The sequence below is a fragment of the Parendozoicomonas sp. 2304DJ65-17 genome (genome assembly GCF_058148445.1).
On sequence record NZ_JBYVJV010000005.1, the window covers coordinates 338,900 to 355,019 of the forward strand.

General features: G+C 44.6%; 14 protein-coding genes and 1 tRNA gene. 5 read left to right on the top strand and 10 right to left on the bottom strand.

Features of this window, described 5'->3' with window-relative positions:
- Nucleotides 1-32: 32 nt before the first annotated feature.
- Complete coding sequence (hisI, locus tag ACY2RR_RS15170) at nt 33-422, top strand: phosphoribosyl-AMP cyclohydrolase (protein ID WP_490109004.1); 390 nt, start codon at nt 33-35, stop codon at nt 420-422.
- Between the two features lie 188 nt (nt 423-610).
- On the opposite strand, the gene ACY2RR_RS15175 is transcribed toward hisI, so the two are convergent.
- The 6 genes from ACY2RR_RS15175 to ACY2RR_RS15200 form a co-directional block, all read right to left on the bottom strand.
- Nucleotides 611-1,060 (bottom strand): hypothetical protein, encoded by a 450-nt coding sequence (locus ACY2RR_RS15175; protein WP_490109005.1) that lies wholly within the window; start codon nt 1,058-1,060, stop codon nt 611-613.
- 185 nt (nt 1,061-1,245) lie between these two features.
- On the bottom strand, nt 1,246-2,109 hold the full coding sequence (locus ACY2RR_RS15180; protein WP_490109006.1) for an NmrA family NAD(P)-binding protein: 864 nt from the start codon (nt 2,107-2,109) through the stop codon (nt 1,246-1,248).
- A gap of 120 nt (nt 2,110-2,229) precedes the next feature.
- Complete coding sequence (locus ACY2RR_RS15185) at nt 2,230-4,104, bottom strand: acyl-CoA synthetase (RefSeq protein ID WP_490109007.1); 1,875 nt, start codon at nt 4,102-4,104, stop codon at nt 2,230-2,232.
- A gap of 3 nt (nt 4,105-4,107) precedes the next feature.
- Nucleotides 4,108-5,082 carry a fumarylacetoacetate hydrolase family protein gene (locus ACY2RR_RS15190; protein ID WP_490109008.1) on the bottom strand — a complete coding sequence of 325 codons (975 nt, stop codon included), beginning with the start codon at nt 5,080-5,082 and terminating at the stop codon, nt 4,108-4,110.
- A gap of 8 nt (nt 5,083-5,090) precedes the next feature.
- Entirely contained in the window at nt 5,091-6,161 is a 1,071-nt protein-coding gene (locus tag ACY2RR_RS15195; RefSeq protein WP_490109009.1) for a VOC family protein, read from the bottom strand.
- Nucleotides 6,158-7,813 (bottom strand): FAD-dependent monooxygenase, encoded by a 1,656-nt coding sequence (locus ACY2RR_RS15200; RefSeq protein ID WP_490109010.1) that lies wholly within the window; start codon nt 7,811-7,813, stop codon nt 6,158-6,160. Before ACY2RR_RS15200 ends, ACY2RR_RS15195 begins: the two co-directional genes overlap by 4 nt.
- 298 nt (nt 7,814-8,111) lie before the next feature.
- On the opposite strand from ACY2RR_RS15200, the gene ACY2RR_RS15205 reads away from it, so the two are divergent.
- Nucleotides 8,112-9,905, top strand: coding sequence for a hypothetical protein (locus ACY2RR_RS15205; RefSeq protein ID WP_490109011.1), 1,794 nt, complete (start codon nt 8,112-8,114; stop codon nt 9,903-9,905).
- Between the two features lie 150 nt (nt 9,906-10,055).
- On the top strand, nt 10,056-10,616 hold the full coding sequence (locus ACY2RR_RS15210) for a TetR/AcrR family transcriptional regulator (protein ID WP_490109012.1): 561 nt from the start codon (nt 10,056-10,058) through the stop codon (nt 10,614-10,616).
- Nucleotides 10,617-10,752: 136 nt separating this feature from the next.
- On the opposite strand, the gene ACY2RR_RS15215 is transcribed toward ACY2RR_RS15210, so the two are convergent.
- A tRNA-Ser gene (locus tag ACY2RR_RS15215) sits at nt 10,753-10,840 on the bottom strand.
- A 375-nt stretch (nt 10,841-11,215) separates the two neighbouring features.
- Here ACY2RR_RS15215 and ACY2RR_RS15220 point away from each other — a divergent pair.
- Complete coding sequence (locus tag ACY2RR_RS15220) at nt 11,216-11,734, top strand: peroxiredoxin (RefSeq protein WP_490109013.1); 519 nt, start codon at nt 11,216-11,218, stop codon at nt 11,732-11,734.
- A 72-nt stretch (nt 11,735-11,806) separates the two neighbouring features.
- Here ACY2RR_RS15220 and ACY2RR_RS15225 read toward each other — a convergent pair whose 3' ends face one another.
- Together ACY2RR_RS15225 and ACY2RR_RS15230 are read right to left on the bottom strand one after the other, a co-directional pair.
- Entirely contained in the window at nt 11,807-12,886 is a 1,080-nt protein-coding gene (locus ACY2RR_RS15225) for an AI-2E family transporter (RefSeq protein ID WP_490109014.1), read from the bottom strand.
- Nucleotides 12,879-13,121: a sulfurtransferase TusA family protein gene (locus ACY2RR_RS15230; protein WP_490109015.1), complete on the bottom strand. Its 243-nt coding sequence runs from the start codon at nt 13,119-13,121 to the stop codon at nt 12,879-12,881. Before ACY2RR_RS15230 ends, ACY2RR_RS15225 begins: the two co-directional genes overlap by 8 nt.
- A gap of 168 nt (nt 13,122-13,289) precedes the next feature.
- Between ACY2RR_RS15230 and ACY2RR_RS15235 the strand changes: the two genes are divergently transcribed.
- On the top strand, nt 13,290-14,741 hold the full coding sequence (locus tag ACY2RR_RS15235) for a M48 family metalloprotease (protein ID WP_490109016.1): 1,452 nt from the start codon (nt 13,290-13,292) through the stop codon (nt 14,739-14,741).
- Between the two features lie 30 nt (nt 14,742-14,771).
- Here ACY2RR_RS15235 and nadA read toward each other — a convergent pair whose 3' ends face one another.
- Complete coding sequence (gene nadA, locus ACY2RR_RS15240; RefSeq protein WP_490109017.1) at nt 14,772-15,824, bottom strand: quinolinate synthase NadA; 1,053 nt, start codon at nt 15,822-15,824, stop codon at nt 14,772-14,774.
- Between the last annotated feature and the right edge of the window lie 296 nt (nt 15,825-16,120).

Genomic DNA, 16,120 nt, shown 5'->3' on the forward strand with positions numbered 1-16,120 from the left:
TGATACGAGAGTTTTTCCAACAGTTGGAATCTTTGTCAGACCACCAAGCTGTTGAGTTGCAAACTGTTATTCAAGCTCTGGCCTTCGATGATCAGGGCTTGATTCCCGTTATTACCCAAGATGCGGACACCAAAGAAGTTCTTATGCTGGCCTGGATGAACCAATCGGCACTCAACGAAACCTTACTTACCGGACGAATGACTTACTGGTCACGGAGTCGACAATCTTTATGGCGGAAGGGAGAAACCAGTGGTCATACTCAGGCACTTGTTGCTATGTCATTCGATTGTGATGGGGATGCTGTGATGTGCCAGATTGAACAAACTGGAGCTGCCTGCCATACCGGCCGAGAAAACTGTTTTTACCTCAAAGTAGACAGGAGCCAGAAACAGGTTCGAATCTGTAGTAAGTATCCGGAGTAAACCTTCTTGCCATTAGAAATGTATAATGTGGGAGATAGCATTGGCCTGATTACCAATGCCATCCCCAGTTTTCAAAATAACCTTGTTGTAGAAGCTAACGGTTGCTTTCAGATGCAATTTAGTGAAAAGGGCACCTCTTTTAAAAAACCGTGTGAGCGAGACCAGAGTCACCCTCAAATAAGAGAATATTACTCTAGCAACTGCAGCTTACGATTTACGACATGTAATGCATCGTTGTAGTGATGAAACTCCGAGTCAAAGTGATCTTCAAGATTAGTCCCAGAGTATTCAACCGCCTTTTCCTTTGCATACGTAACTTGGGCAAGCAAATCACCTCGTTGCTCAATTAAAGATGCCTTGGTATCGGCAGCATCAAGTTTCACCTCTTTCAAATACGGGTAAATATCGATTGAAGCTGGGCTAAGAAAGACAGGGCTATAACGAGCCTTTTGTTCGCTTTCAGTGGTTGCTACATTGAATTGAGGCTTAGGCGGAATAAGCGGTTCTGCTTGTTTAACTACAGAGACTGTCTTACCTTTCAAAAGCCCAAAAGAAATAAGTACTTTCAACGCACTTATAACATTGTGAGCCTTCAATTCAGCATAAGCCTGTTGAACGAAACCTGGTACTACTTTCATGGGCCTTCCCTCCTTGTAATAACCCCTATTTCCTGCACACAAATAAGGCTATCAGTAGTAAACTGGATTATCCGTGCTGCTTTGGTCGAGTAGTACTTTGGTAGAAGAGAAGATGACCAGATAGAAAAAGAAAGCGGCTAAAACAAAGGTTGTAGCCGCTGATCGCGTACAACATGAACAATGTATCAACAGAAGGATTCTCGATTCTCTTCGATGAACTGTGAAATCTGTTTTAAATCAACACCAAAAACTTCCTTGGCATCATTACAGACTGTTTGATGCCCTCTATTCATATAGTGTTTTATCATTGACAACTTATGATCAGCTTCCCACCATGAAATTCCCTTTAAAAGAAATAGGAGGCGCGTGATCAGCAGAGGAACCTTAATATATCTCACATTATTACTGGAAATATTACCGACGCAATCTGATACAGAACTAAAGCGCTCCTCTCTTCCCATAATTTTGAAAACACCATAAATATGCTTCCTGCTTGTCAATGCTTGAAAAGCACATTCAGCAACATCATTAGCGTCAACAAAGTAAAATGGGGTGTCATTTTTAAGGGGTGAAACCATCTTCCCCGCACTTTTAATTATTGGGGCTACATCAGAAAACAGGTTTTGCATAAAGAATTCGCAACGGAGAATGCAATAATCATCGAAAAGCCTGCAAATTTCTTTTTCTATTTCCCAGTGATGCTTCCCACTTACTGAAATACTGTCAGGCCTGATTGTGCTATTAGTTCCAGAAATTTTTACTACCCGCTTTATTCCAGCCTTCCTGGCCGCTTTCAGCGCAGACACCTGCTGATGGACCATTGATTCACCATGAGGTGAAAGAAGAAAAACACTATCCCCTCCTTGGAAAGCACTCTCCAATGTTTCTGGTTTATCCAGATCTCCATACCGAACAAAACTATCCTCAATAAAATCCCGGGTAACTTTTCTGGGGTTTCTCGAAACTAAACGAAAGTCTACACCATCATGTAGTAGCTTACTGACTAATGGTTTTCCAATAGTGCCTGTACCACCCAATACGATAATCATTATTCACTTCTCATAAAAACCAAATAACTCCAAGCCCTGAAATACAGCCATCAGTTACGCATAACTCTTCAACGAGAAAGAGATCTATCTTATTTAAATAAACATCTAAGTTAATTTTTATCAGGCAACTTCAGACACTGTATAGGGAATACTGAACACCCCTATAGCTTTTCTCACGCTTTCAAGATCACCTTTACTGGAAACAACAACAGAAACATGAATCTGTTTTTTCTCATTCTGAGAAACATCAAGAGATGTATATTTTTCATTTTCGAGAGCATGAGAAATGGCATATTCAGCTGCCTGCATCCTCAGTTCTGGTTTGAATATTTTTCCAACAGCTGTTACCGGCATGGTTTCCACAATAAAGACCTTCTTTGGTATAGCTGCTCTTTCGTTTATTGAGCCTTTGGCAAAGTTGAGGATCTTAGACGGGCTACACTCTACTCCTTCATTTAGTTCAACATACAGAGCAGGTACTTCTCCTGAGTGAGGATCAGGCATACCGACTGCGGCAGCATGTTTAACATCTGGCAGTTCATAAACAGCATCTTCGATAACCTGAGGGTCAATGTTATGCCCACCGCGAATAATTAAATCCTTCTTTCTTCCCGTTAGCCAAAAGAAGTTATCCGTATCGTAATAACCTATGTCACCAGTATTCAGCCACCTGGCGCCACCTAACTCCTCAAACCAGACACCTTCATTATGAGAGTCGCACTTATAGCCATTAAAAACATTGCCCCCAGAGATCAGCATCAAGCCGGGTTCATTAGGATTGCAATCTCTTACATATGTACCGTCATCATCAACATCAACAACACGAATGTTTTGCCCAGGAATAGATTGCCCAATAGAACCGTGCTTTCGCTCTCCAACAGGAGGATTAACTGTACTTATACAGGTCCCTTCTGTCAGGCCGTAGCCCTCAAGAATTTTTACACCTGTTTTTCTTTCAAAGCTCTCCATAACTTCTAAGGGAAGTGGTGCAGCTCCACAAATCGCGTACTCCAACGAGGTAATCTTGGCAGCGCCCACTTCGTGTTTCAGCAATGAAGAGTACAAAGTTGGTACACCACTGAAAAAATTAACCTTATAGTGCTCTATGATTTTCCAGAAATTTCGTAATATATCTGCTTCCCTATATCCTTGAGGAGTACCGAGAACAACATGGCCTCCAATTGAAAAAGGGAGTAAACCGGTCACCATAACTGCATTCACATGGAACAGAGGAAGGCCACACAAGAAGACTTTTTGCTTCATTTCAGGAAAAAGGCGCGACACACTTTCAACATTTGAAAGCTCATTCCCGTGCGTTCGTATAGCTATTTTAGGTGTACCGGTCGTCCCTCCCGTACAAAACAGTGAGGATATGTCGCTTCTATTTATTTCTCGTGAAAACTGCAGGTCACTTTTAGGGAAATGATATCTGGACTTAAAACTGTGAGCGATTCTGCCAGAGTCGGTAACTAGTTTGTCGAGCTGACTACGTTTTCTTTCTTTATGTGCCAGGTAACGACTGACCCAACCTCTAACCCCAGGCACCCTGTCTGGCAAGTCAACAAGTACTACGTGCTTAAGCGTTTTAGACTCCCGAACTGTTTTTTCAACTTTGCTCCAAACTTCGACGCCAGGAAAAGGGGCAAGAGTCACGAGAACTTCCGAGCAAGCTGAATCAATAAGCTCAAGAATTGCATCTTCTTCCAGCAAAGGATTTACAGGGAGAACAGTCGCACATGTTTCCCCTCCCCAAATGGAAAAATGGTTCTCTGGCAAGTTCGGTAAAACAATAGAGATGACTGAATGCTCATTAACACCCAGACTTTTGAAGAAATTTGCTGAACAATGAATTTCTTCCAGAAATTTACCATAGGTCCATGTTTCTGATTTTTCATAAGCAGCTGATTGTAGAAAGAAAGTTAAGGCTGGGGACTTACTAAACCTTTTGGCATTAGCCGAAATAAGATCATAAGTACTCGAATATTCTTTTTCCATCTTTTACTTCCCACCTAAAAATGCATTGGCAGCTACTATCTTATTAACCTGCTTACCTAAATTTATTGACCCATCGTGAGAACGTATTATTGCCTCTACGACATCTCCTTTCTGCAGGTAAGCATCTCTTTTTGCCTGTATTTTATGGAATACCTTCCACTTCATTGCTTCTGGCAATAGTGCACCAACCTTTTGCTTTAATGGGCTGGGAATACTCAAAGCACAACCGGATGGGGTTCCTGTTGCAATTAGGTCACCAGTATTTAAATCTTGAACCTCAGAAACCTCAGTTAACGTTTCCTCCACGCTATAAACAAGGTTCTTTGTATTGTCTTCCTGCCGTACCAGTCCATTAACCGTTAGAGAAAGATCCAGATTGTATATACTTGATATTTCATTAGAGGAAAGAAGAGTTAAGTAGGGGCCAACCGGGCCGAATGTTCTGAAACTCTTTCCTTTATAAAATTGCATTTCTGGTATTTGAATATCCCTGGCAGAGTAGTCGTTAACAATGACAACTCCTGCTATATAGTCTGCCAATGTTTCACGAGTCACATTTTCCTGATGATGCATACACCGCTTCATAACTACGCCCAGCTCTACTTCATAATCAAGAAAATTAACTCTACTGGGCTTAATAACATCTGAAGAAGCAGGGCAAATACAACTGCTGGCTTTTCTAAATAGCATATTGAACTTCTTATGATCCGGATTAACTCCCGACTCAATCATATGCTGTCGATAATTTGCGCCCTGGCATAAAAACTGCTGATTTTTTGTAACTGGAGGCAATATATTTACTTCCCTTTCGGGAACTGCCCACTTCGGTTCATGATTGCAGATTTCGCTATAAGCATACTGTTCAAGGAATGCACCAGTCGTACAATCTTCGCATATAAAACCAATAATCTCGGAATCAACCTTTCCCCAATAGGCTTTGTTCTTGTATTCAAATCTAACGACATTTATAGCCATCATTCTTATCCTTATGAAAATATTTTGAATAGCTCGGTTAGCTTCTTGACTGTCAAATCGCGGCTTGTACGCAAAGATTTGATCAGGGAACTTATCAGGTTCAATGACAGCTTGGGCCTAGTAAAGCTGGAAGGCATTTTCGGCCCCCACTGAAACATAGCTTCTTTACTGACCTCATGTACCCCCATTGGATGGCCTTCAGTAAACACATCACCATCGCAATAGTGCTCGTGCTTATTTCCCCAGGGGTCACACCAGTAATCAAAGATTTGGCTCCCCAGGATATGCCGCCCAATACCCCAGGCATGCTCATAGTTACCATTCACTAACACTTGATGACCCATACCTACTGCATCAACATCCGCTAGTTCATAGGCACTATGGCTATATGCTGGAGCGATACCCTGAGCTATTGCCAGAGTGTGATGATCTGTTGGTAAATTTCCGAGATTCAGCCTGAAAAACACGACAACAGGCTCTCCATTTTTCAAGACCTGTACATCACTCGGTATAAAGCCAAGTGTTTGTGTATACCATGCACAGGTTTTCTGGAATTCTGGCGTTTCGAGAACAATATGACCAAGCTTGAGTATCTCTGGAGGAGCTAAAGGGATTCTTTGTGTGTCATTAACTCTTTCTGGGCTTAAGCCATTGTAAGAAATTGGATCCCTTACAGATTTGGAATCCATTCTCTCGTAATCACTAACAATCTCAACAACAAAACCATCAGGTGCTGGAATTCTTAGTACCCTGCCTAAATGCGGTTCTTTATAGTCATAAAACTCAGCCTTATTTTCAGAGTTTTTCAGGCGGTACAGGTCATCCGAGGACGGAACCTCGACACCAAATCCAACAAATCTGTGTTTGTTACCCTTCCTGACAATATAAGAATATGTTGAGGCTTTATAAGCCCTCAAAAACAAAGTATTTTCTGTGCGTTTCTCAACGAGGAGCCCCAAAGAGGTTAAGAATTTCTCTGTTCTTTCAAAATCATGGCTCTCCCATAAGAGGTACAAAAGCCTGGTCGCTTTTACGACAGGTGTTTCGCACTTTTTAGGCTGCTCTGTAGTTAAAGTCATCATACGGCAACTCCCTTGGGAGCAGCGTCTTTTACGCTTTCTCCAATAAGTCTGAGAGTGTCCTGTACTCTTTGGTTAACTTGATCTGTCTCCCCTGAGGACAGAATGATTCTGTCTGGTCGCAGGATGACAAATGTGCCTGCTTTCAGAAGGTTGGGGAAAATTTCATTAGAAAGATCTACAAAATCATTTGGCCTCTTAGCCTTTCCTTTTGGAACAATGTTATAGATTTTTCCACCAGCTTTTTTCCAGAAATATTTTTGCTCTTTTGTCAGGTGTTCATGAATATTTATGTCTATGCCGAGTAGGACAAAGTCATCACCAAAGAGGTCATCACTCAAACGACTATTCCCAAACGTGTCCAGTAAAGATACCTGAGGGAACCAAGCCCCGGATTCGCATACGTCATAGTTTGTTTTTATAAAGAGGCCATCTTTGTATTTGTTGTCAGGTTTCACCTCCAATTCACAGAGGTACTTTTTCAGAGGCCAAATATTACTAAGGGTTTTAATTGTGCCATGAATCAAAAAAGCCATGATTTTATTTCTGGGCATAACCAACACCCCCATCAACCTTGCAAGGCTTATCATGTCCTTCGCATGGGGCCGCCTTTCGATATCATAACTCTCCAGAACGCCTTTACTGCTTGCCTTTAGTTGGTGGGCAATTTTCCACGACAGATTGAATACATCACGTAAACCCGCAACCAACCCCTGCCCAACAAAAGGTGGGGTAATGTGAGCTGCGTCCCCAACTAAGAATACATTTCCATCGTTGAACTTATTGCAACATCTGGCATGAAATCGGTAGACCGCAACTCTCTCAACTTCTGCTTTTCCATCCGTATTCCATTGCCTGATGAGTTTTTGGACAACCTCGCGCTTTTCAACATCTTCTTTCTTCTCGCCAGGCTTTAATTTAAATTCCCATCTTTGCCTTCCACCGGGAGCCAGCATGTGTGGAGTAGGCCGATCCGGATTACAGATAAATTCGATATGATCGATGCTTTTCTTAACTTTCTTGGCATCAACAACCAGCCAGTCTTCTGCATAAGTCTTTCCATCAAAAGTTTCACCGATCTTGCCCCGAATGAATGAATTAGCACCATCTGCACCAACTAAATATTTAGAATGGACAGTTGCCGATGAACCATCGCTGGCTTTGAGAATCGAGGTTATCCCCTCCTTATGGTGCGCATAATTCTTCAGTTCAGCACCGGTTCTGATAAATACACTTTTGTGCCCGCTCGCTTCCTCTCTTAATGCCTGTTCTAGCTGTGGCTGAAAAAAGGTAACCAGCTTGGGATGGCAATCAATATGGCCTGAGGTGTTAATACTTAAAAATTGATTGAAAATTGGACTGTGGAGTTTCACTGTCGAGATCACTTCACGATCGAAGTCTTCCTCCCTCAGGCCGGCTGCTTGCAGGATTCTTAGCGCCTCGTTGTCAAGCGCTATAGCTCTTGGATGTTCCAGAACCTGGTCGGCTTTATCAATTGCCAGAGTAGATATCCCTTGCTTGCCCAGCATGCAGGCCAAAGCTGCTCCAACCGGACCCAGGCCACAAATAAGGACATCTACTCGATGAGGAATATGCGACAACTCTAACGGAGGTAATGGGGGGTGATGACGATTTGATGAGAGTGACTGCGACACATCTTACTCCACTTGATTAGTTTTATTATTTTTATGAAACACATGGGAGCAATATTATACACGAGTGTTCAATTCATCAAGTATGTGTTCTATAAAAAGCAATGTGATAGCTAGAAAATCACCCCAACTTTCTGCCAGACCAGACACCTGAAGCCTTTGGGCCAGACTTCAGCTCTATAAATCGAAACAGGCCTAAAAAAGCTAATATTCAAAAGCATTTCTAACCTCCCTGTTATGCCATGACCCTATCAATCATGTTCTCTTGAGCTGCTGAAAAGCCCTGAGGGGGGGAGGGAAAGTGCAAAATATACAAGGCTCTAGCTCTATACCTGTGGGCGGCTCGCAGGTCAGCGAAGCTGAATCGAATCACCCAAAAGATGCCAAGAAACTGGAGGCAATAGGAGCGCAAATAAGAGAAGCGTTACCCGCTAGTAGTTTGAGTCAGGCATTGGAGAGACTTTCCTCTGAGCAAGTTGTATACCTCAGATCATTGTCTTTAAAAGAAATATTTGAATTCTCGAAACCACAGGCAAATTCTGAATTTTCTAACTACATTTGGAGCCTCTTAGCATGCTGGCACTACCAGCCAAGCATTTCATGGCTGGTCGTAAGAGAAGCAATAACAGGCATTCATCACCTAGCTGAACCTGAAGCCCTTAATCTGATAGCGTTTCTTCCAGAAGAAGAGGCTGGAGTTACAGTATGCTTTCTGAACGGTTTCGTTGATGAGCGCGAGTCAATCTGGATAGCCTTTCTAAACAAAACCCTGGGGGAAAGTTGCTCGGTTTTTCCCCATAAAGAGATGCATGGGGCCGTTATAAGAAGCTTTGCACTCAAAGCAATCACAGAGAAAAGTGAGGGGAAGCTACTGTCTGCGCTACGTTGTTGGCGAGACAGACATCGCCTCAATCTACCATTGCTTTTTGTCGCAGAACTTCTCCCCAAACCTGTTGGAGCTTTATCAATTTTTGGTGAGTGTTTATCTATTTGCCATGAGTCAAAAGACTGGTTAATTGAAGAACTCATAACAATAAAGAACAACGGCATCCCTGCCATATTTATTATTTCGCCAATAATTGATTATGACGATTGGAGAACCCTTATAGAACACGAAGCCTTTGCTTCATACATAGAGCAGGCAGGGGAAAGTGTAATAGTTGATTACCTGTGGCCTTATCTTCGGCATTTAGATGAACCCATCACTCCTGAGTATGAATTAGATCCAGATATGTTTCTTGATTATGTAGCAAAGATACATCTCATGTTTCGCGACAACGAGCTGCCTCACACCACTCTCTGGGAAAGTACCTTTAAAACCTTATGGGAATACTACGAAAGAAACACTGGAAAGAGAGCAAGGCAAACTAAGAAGTTATTAAAAACCCTTTCCACAAAAGTGGGATATTCCTCTCGCTTTGACAACCAGCTTGATCAATTAGAGGAAACTCTATTTACTAGAGCAATTCCTCATTTTGCACAAAACTGTAAACATATAACCGCCATTCGCTACCATACTAGTTGCGCGGCCCAATTCACTTTATTCCAAGAAAAATGCCCTAAACGTGTCACAATCCTTGAACGGGGTGAACTCTCATTGCGGCTCAAACATATAAGTGGTCCGACAAAAATCCCTCAAGATTCCTGCTTGATCGTTGATGGGCATTGCGATATCCATAAACTGTTTGGATACCCTCCTGAACAGTTTGCATCCCTCCTAAGCTGCCAGTTACACAGCTATTGCTCCAGTTTGCCTGGCAAAATTGTTTTTGATGCATGCCTTACTGCTTATAGCCCTAATAGAAGTAAGCCTCCAGCACACAGGTTTGCATTGGCGTGGCACAACAAAACAGGAAAGCCTGTTTCAGTTCTGGGGGTAGATTCAATAGTAGGTGGTAGAAGTTCAATCCTACAGGAGTGGGAAATTGACACGCCATTACAGGCCAGGCCACTGCGCCCTCGTAACGCCCACATTGTCACGTACCACGTGCGAAATAACAGGGTTACCATCAAAAAGCACAGCATTACTCCGGGGAGACATAATGCTCCTCTCCACAGGGTTGATTGTCAGCCATTAGATGCAAAGGTAGACTAAACATACCATGATATAACTCCAGGCTTAGCTGCCTTCTGGTTATTCTTGGCAGTAACTGACTTATAGCCACTTTCTTGTTTTTGGACCTGTTTGATGTCACGTTGTTTTTCAGCCCTCCCAACAACCAAGAGGCGAATATTCCAAGCGGCCATGGAGTTTTTTACTCGCCATGGTGAAGTGCAGATAAATGTAAAAGAGTTATCCCAAATAGCTGGGCTTTCACGGGGAACGATTTACAACAATATTGATTCAGTAGAGACCTTATACTTTCAAGTTGCTGCAGCCTTAACATCTGAAAGCAATGAAGAGATTTTTCTTCAGGTTCAAGAAAGCTGGGACGCAGACCAACGAATGGTCTTTTCAGTGAACAAATCCCTTGAGCGAGCCCACGAAAACCCTTCCTGGGCAGACTTCATGATTCGCTTTGGTGTAAACAGCGCCCCAATGAAGAGCCTGTGGGACGGCCCGCCTTTAGAAGATGTTCGGAATGGTGTTGAGCAAGGTATTTTCTCGATATCTCCAGGGCAGATTCCTTCTGCCGTTTGTATGCTTGGTGCAAACGTTGTAGCAGCAATGATCACTATCCGTGAAGGCACTCAAAGCTGGCGCGAAGCAGCCAAAAACTGCAATACCTATATACTCAGATCTCTCGGCACCCCTGAAAGTAAAATAAATTCTCTTATTTCAGACAATAACCATACCTCTCAATAACCCTATACTAGCGAAAATTAAAACTGGTAAGGCTAATTAAAGAACTAAGCAAGTGAGTAGCACTATCTGGCAAATTGTGTTTTCAGGAGGCATAAAAGAAAAACCCCGTTACAGAAACTGCAACGGGGTTTTAATTTGGCGGTGAGGGAGGGATTCGAACCCTCGATACGTTTCCGTATACACACTTTCCAGGCGTGCTCCTTCGGCCACTCGGACACCTCACCATTTTGTTTCGCTGCCGAGTCAGTGTGCCCCGTCAGCGAGGCGTAATGTATAGTAAAATCAGTGGCATAGCAACACTCTGACTATTAAGTGTGTGGAAAATACACACCCACTTTTCATTCATTCTCACTGAAACCTTCTCCGCCCTCTTTGAGTGGAATAGTTGGAAAAACAAACTATTCTTCTTCAGTTTTTGGCTACAGGGTGATATTCCTGTTCAACTGGTACATACTTTCAGTTGACTTGCCAAAGGTTGCCGCTGTCTGAGCAGCCATCAGAACAGCAAAAACGTAGAACGCCATAAACGAAAACAACTCGCCACTTACAAGAATTATTACGGCGAAATTGTCATGGTAAAAAGCGCATAAGGGAAAACGATGACAGTCAGCATTGGCAAACCGGTTGAAGACTTTTCAGCCAAGGCAACAAACAATACCTCCGTCTCTTTAAAAAACCTTAAGGGAACCAACTTCGTTCTCTACTTCTACCCCAAGGACAACACACCAGGTTGTATCAGTGAGGGGCAGGCCTTTTCTGAATACCATTCATTGTTCCTTGAAGCTGACACCCTGGTCTTTGGTGTTTCTCAGGACACAATGGCCTCCCACAACAAGTTTCGGGAAAAGCATGAGTTCCCCTTTGAACTCGTAGCAGATACTAAAGGAGAGCTTTGTGAACACTTCGATGTGATTCGCATGAAAAAGAAAGGCGATGAAGAGTTTCTTGGAATCGAACGCAGTACTTTCCTGATCGACAAGGATGGCCTTCTGCAGCATGAGTGGCGCAAGGTGAAAATCAAAGACCATGTGGATGACGTACTGCAGGCTGCCCAGGCTTTAGCGGGGTTAGCTCAAACCAGTGATAGTGATGAGAGCGATGAAGAAGAGAGCGATTAACCCCCTTTTCTAAGATAGAAAAAATGGCGAGAAGGAAACCCTCTCGCCATTTTTTATGGATCAATTCTATTGTCAGGCAGAGTCAGCCTGCCCCACCGTTGGCCATGCGGCAAACACCGCCTTCACTAGCGTCGCCAGCGGAATAGCAAAGAACACTCCCCAGAATCCCCAAATACCACCAAACAACAACACGGCAATAATAATAGCGATTGGGTGAAGGTTAACTGCCTCACTGAACAATAAAGGAACCAACACGTTCCCATCCAGAGCCTGAATCACTCCGTACACAGCCATCAGCACAAAGAACTGATGTTCAAAGCCCCACTGGAACAACCCGATGGCCGCGACAGGAATAGTCACCACAGCTGCGCCCACATAGGGAACCACAACAGACAGCCCAACCAACAATGCCAGAAGCGCCGCGTAGTTTAATTCCATAAAAGCGAAAGCTATGAACGTTGTCACGCCAACAATCACGATCTCAATAAACTTGCCGCGAATATAGTTGGCAATCTGCAAGCTCATCTCTTCAGAAACCTGGTTAATCATCCGGCGCTCTTTAGGAAGTTTGGAAGAAAACCATTGCACCAGTAACAACCGATCCTTCAGGAAGAAGAATACGAGAATAGGAACAAGCACAAGATAAATCAGAACGCCTACCAAGTTTGGCAACTTGGACAGTGAGAAAGAAACCAGCCACTGCCCCATGCGGCTTAACTGGGTACCTGCGGCCTCACTCCAGGCATTCACCTGAGCTTCTGAAACAAAACCAGGATAGGCTTCCGGAAGGTGCTGCAACATCACACGCCATTGCTGCACCATACGGGGAAGCTCATTCAGCAGTGTTGTGCTCTGCTCCCAGATCAAAGGCATCATCAGCAGCATGACAGCCAGCAAAATCGCAATAAAGAAAGCAAAGGTTAACGACACGGCAAGAATATGGGGGCACTTCATCCGTTCCAGCCAGGTCACTCCTCCCTGCAGTACAAAAGCAAGAACCAAACCTGCAAATACAGGAGCCAGCATGGTTCCAAAAAGCAGAATAATAACCAGCGCTGCAGCTAGAAGCAGCAGTAATACAATAGCTTCTTCATCAGAGAAGTATCGGTGAACCCAGCCACCGATCACCCTGAACATTGTTATTCTATCCATACTTTCTCAATATATAGGTATAGGTTCCTGACTCCTGCCCACTAAACAGGAGCTCGTGGCCAGCCAAGCTGGCAAAGCTGGCAAAATCCCGCTCTGATCCCGGATCAGTCGCCAGCACCTTTAAAACTTCACCAGGCTCCATAGCATTCAAGGCCTGCTTTGCTTTTAACAAAGGCATCGGACAGTTAAGACCACTGGCATCCAACTCTTTGTTTACCTGAAACTCTTCAATCATAAAAACTCAACTTCGCCATGCTGATTTCGTGCACTATTTTCAACTGGCACACAGGCATGGAAAACATCCATGAAAATGATACGCCTGAATACAATATGGCAATAGTAACGCACCGTCCGCAAGGGTAATATAGAAATTGCCACCCCGGTTCTTAATCAGCAGGTGCTCATGCCCTTCACCAAGTCTCTTCGTACAGCTTTGCTGGTACCGCTGCTTCCCTTGGCTTTTGCCGTAAGTCCTCAGCTGCACAGCGATATTAATCTGCCAACAATTGGTGACGCCAGCTCAAGCATTGTTTCCATGCAGAAAGAGAAGGAAATTGGTGGCATATTCCTGAAAATGCTGAACAGTCAGCTCAGCACCGAGTCCGACGCTGAGCTTATGCAGTATGTGGAAAACCTTGTTTACCGATTATCAGAATCCAGTGAGCTGCAAAACCGGCAGTTATCCATTGTTCTTATCGACAGCCCTTACCTGAACGCATTTGCCGCCCCCGGTGGGGTTGTTGGCATTAATACCGGTTTATTCTTTTACGCACGCACAGAAGAAGAGTTTGCTGGCGTTATTGCCCACGAATTAGCGCACCTTAGCCAGCGTCATTATGCCCGCGGTGTAGAAACAGCTCAACGTCAGCGGCTGCCTACCATCGCTGCACTGCTCGGCAGTATTATTCTTGCGGCAAGTGGCGCTGGCGATGTTGGTGCCGCAGCACTATCAACCACTGTTGCTGGCGCCCAAAGTTCACAGCTGGCATTCAGCCGCATTAATGAGCAGGAAGCAGACAGGGTTGGCCTTTTAACCATGGCTCGCGCAGGTATGGACCCAAGAGGCATGGCAGACCTGTTTGAACGTATGAGTAAACTGGAAAGCAGCGGCCCACAGTATGAATTCCTGCGCACACACCCTCTGAGCCGAAATCGTGTAGCCGACGCCCGTAGTCGTGCTGAACAGTATCCAGCCAGACAGCACAACCCAGATGGCGAATACCAGCTTATGCGCAGCCGTGCCATTATTCGCATGGCGCAATCTCAGAAAGAAGTACGGGATCGGCTTAAGCAGGACCTCAAAAGCAGTCGAACCATTTCTGAGTATGCAACCCGATACGGACTGGCCCAGGTCGAACTCAACCTACAAAATCCAGATGCCGCAGAAAAGACTTTAAAACCCGCACTGGAAAAGAATCCAACCAATATTCATTTCCAGATTCTGGATGCCCGCATCCAATTTGCTTTGGGCAAGAAAGAACAATCCATTGCCCACCTGAAAAAACTGCTGTCAGATAACCCCGGCAATTATCCGATCACTCTAGCTGTTGTCGACCTGCTCTATAACAACCGCCAATACCAGGAAGCTATGGGCATTCTGAAAGCTGAGAGCAGACGACGCCCCGACGATTCCACCATCTGGTATCAGCTGGCCGAAACTGCTGGCCTGGCTGGAGATATTCTTGCCGTTCATACATCTCGCGCCCAGTTTTTCTTTCTGGTAGGCGATATGGATAACAGCGTAAAACATCTTGAGTATGCGCTGGAACTACCGGGAACACCTTTCAGTCAGCGAGCGGCCCTGAAAGAACGCATCGAAGAAGTGAAGGCTTATAAGAAGAAGATGAAGCTGTAATACAGCTTCATCTTTCTTGGAGAAAGGATATCAGGCAGCAGCAGCCTGACTGGTAAAGTCCAGCATACGCTGCAGAGGCTTCACAGCGTCCACACGAATATTCTCTGGCACTTCAATAACTCCGGAGTTATTTTCCAGAGCATCAACAACTCCCTGCAAAGAGTTCAGCGCCATCCAGGGGCAATGCGCACAGCTTCTGCATGTCGCACTCTGCCCGCCTGTTGGAGCTTCCAGCAGGGTTTTATCAGCGCCAGCCAATTGCTGCATCTTATAAAAGATTGCCCGATCTGTTGCCACGATAAATGTATCGTTCGGCATGGATACCGCAGCTTTAATCAACTGAGTCGTGGAGCCAACAACATCAGCCACTTCCACAACTGAATCAGGGGATTCCGGGTGAACCAGCACAGCAGCATCCGGGTAAACCTTTTTCAGATCCAGAATACCCTTTGCCTTAAACTCTTCATGAACAATGCAGGCACTGTCCCACATCAACATGTCTGCACCGGTCTGCTTCTGGATATAACTACCAAGATACTTGTCTGGAGCCCAGATAATTTTTTCACCGCGGGCGGCCATATCTTCGACAATATCCAACGCACAGCCAGAAGTCACAACCCAGTCGGCACGGGCTTTAACCGCTGCAGAGGTGTTGGCATAGACAACAACCGTGTGATCAGGATGGCTATCACAAAACGCAGTGAACTCATCATCTGGGCAGCCCAGATCCAGAGAGCAGGTTGCTTCCAAGTCCGGCATAAGAATTGTTTTTTCAGGGCTGAGAATCTTTGCCGTCTCCCCCATAAATTTCACACCAGCGACAACCATTGTGTCGCCAGGGTGTGCAGCACCAAAACGCGCCATCTCCAGAGAGTCTGCGACACAGCCACCGGTCTCTTCTGCCAGTGCCTGCAGCTCTGGATCAGTGTAATAGTGAGCCAGCATAACTGCGTTTTTTTCTTTCAGCAGCTCGCGAATACGCTGCTTAAGCTGTTCTGGTTCTGCCCCTTCTGCACGTGCGGGCCGTGCCTCAAGGCTGGCTAAGTGCTGGCGAACAAAGCTTCTGTCCTGTACTTGAGTCATGCGGAAATTCTGTCGTTCTCATCATGCTTGCCGGAATCCGGCAAATAAATTCATCTGTGTGCCCTGAAAAGCCCGATTATTCGAGGTGACACACAGCAAGTGAGCCGCATGTTAGCACGAATGATCTGAAAATTTCATGGAACGCAGGAATCAATCAAACAGAAGCCGAAGGAAGCAACTGTTCAAAAAAGAAATGAATGGCAAAGGAAGGTAAAGAAAAATGGTGGGTCGTGTAGGATTCGAACCTACGACCAATTGGTTAAAAGCCAACTGCTCTACCAACTGAGCTAACGACC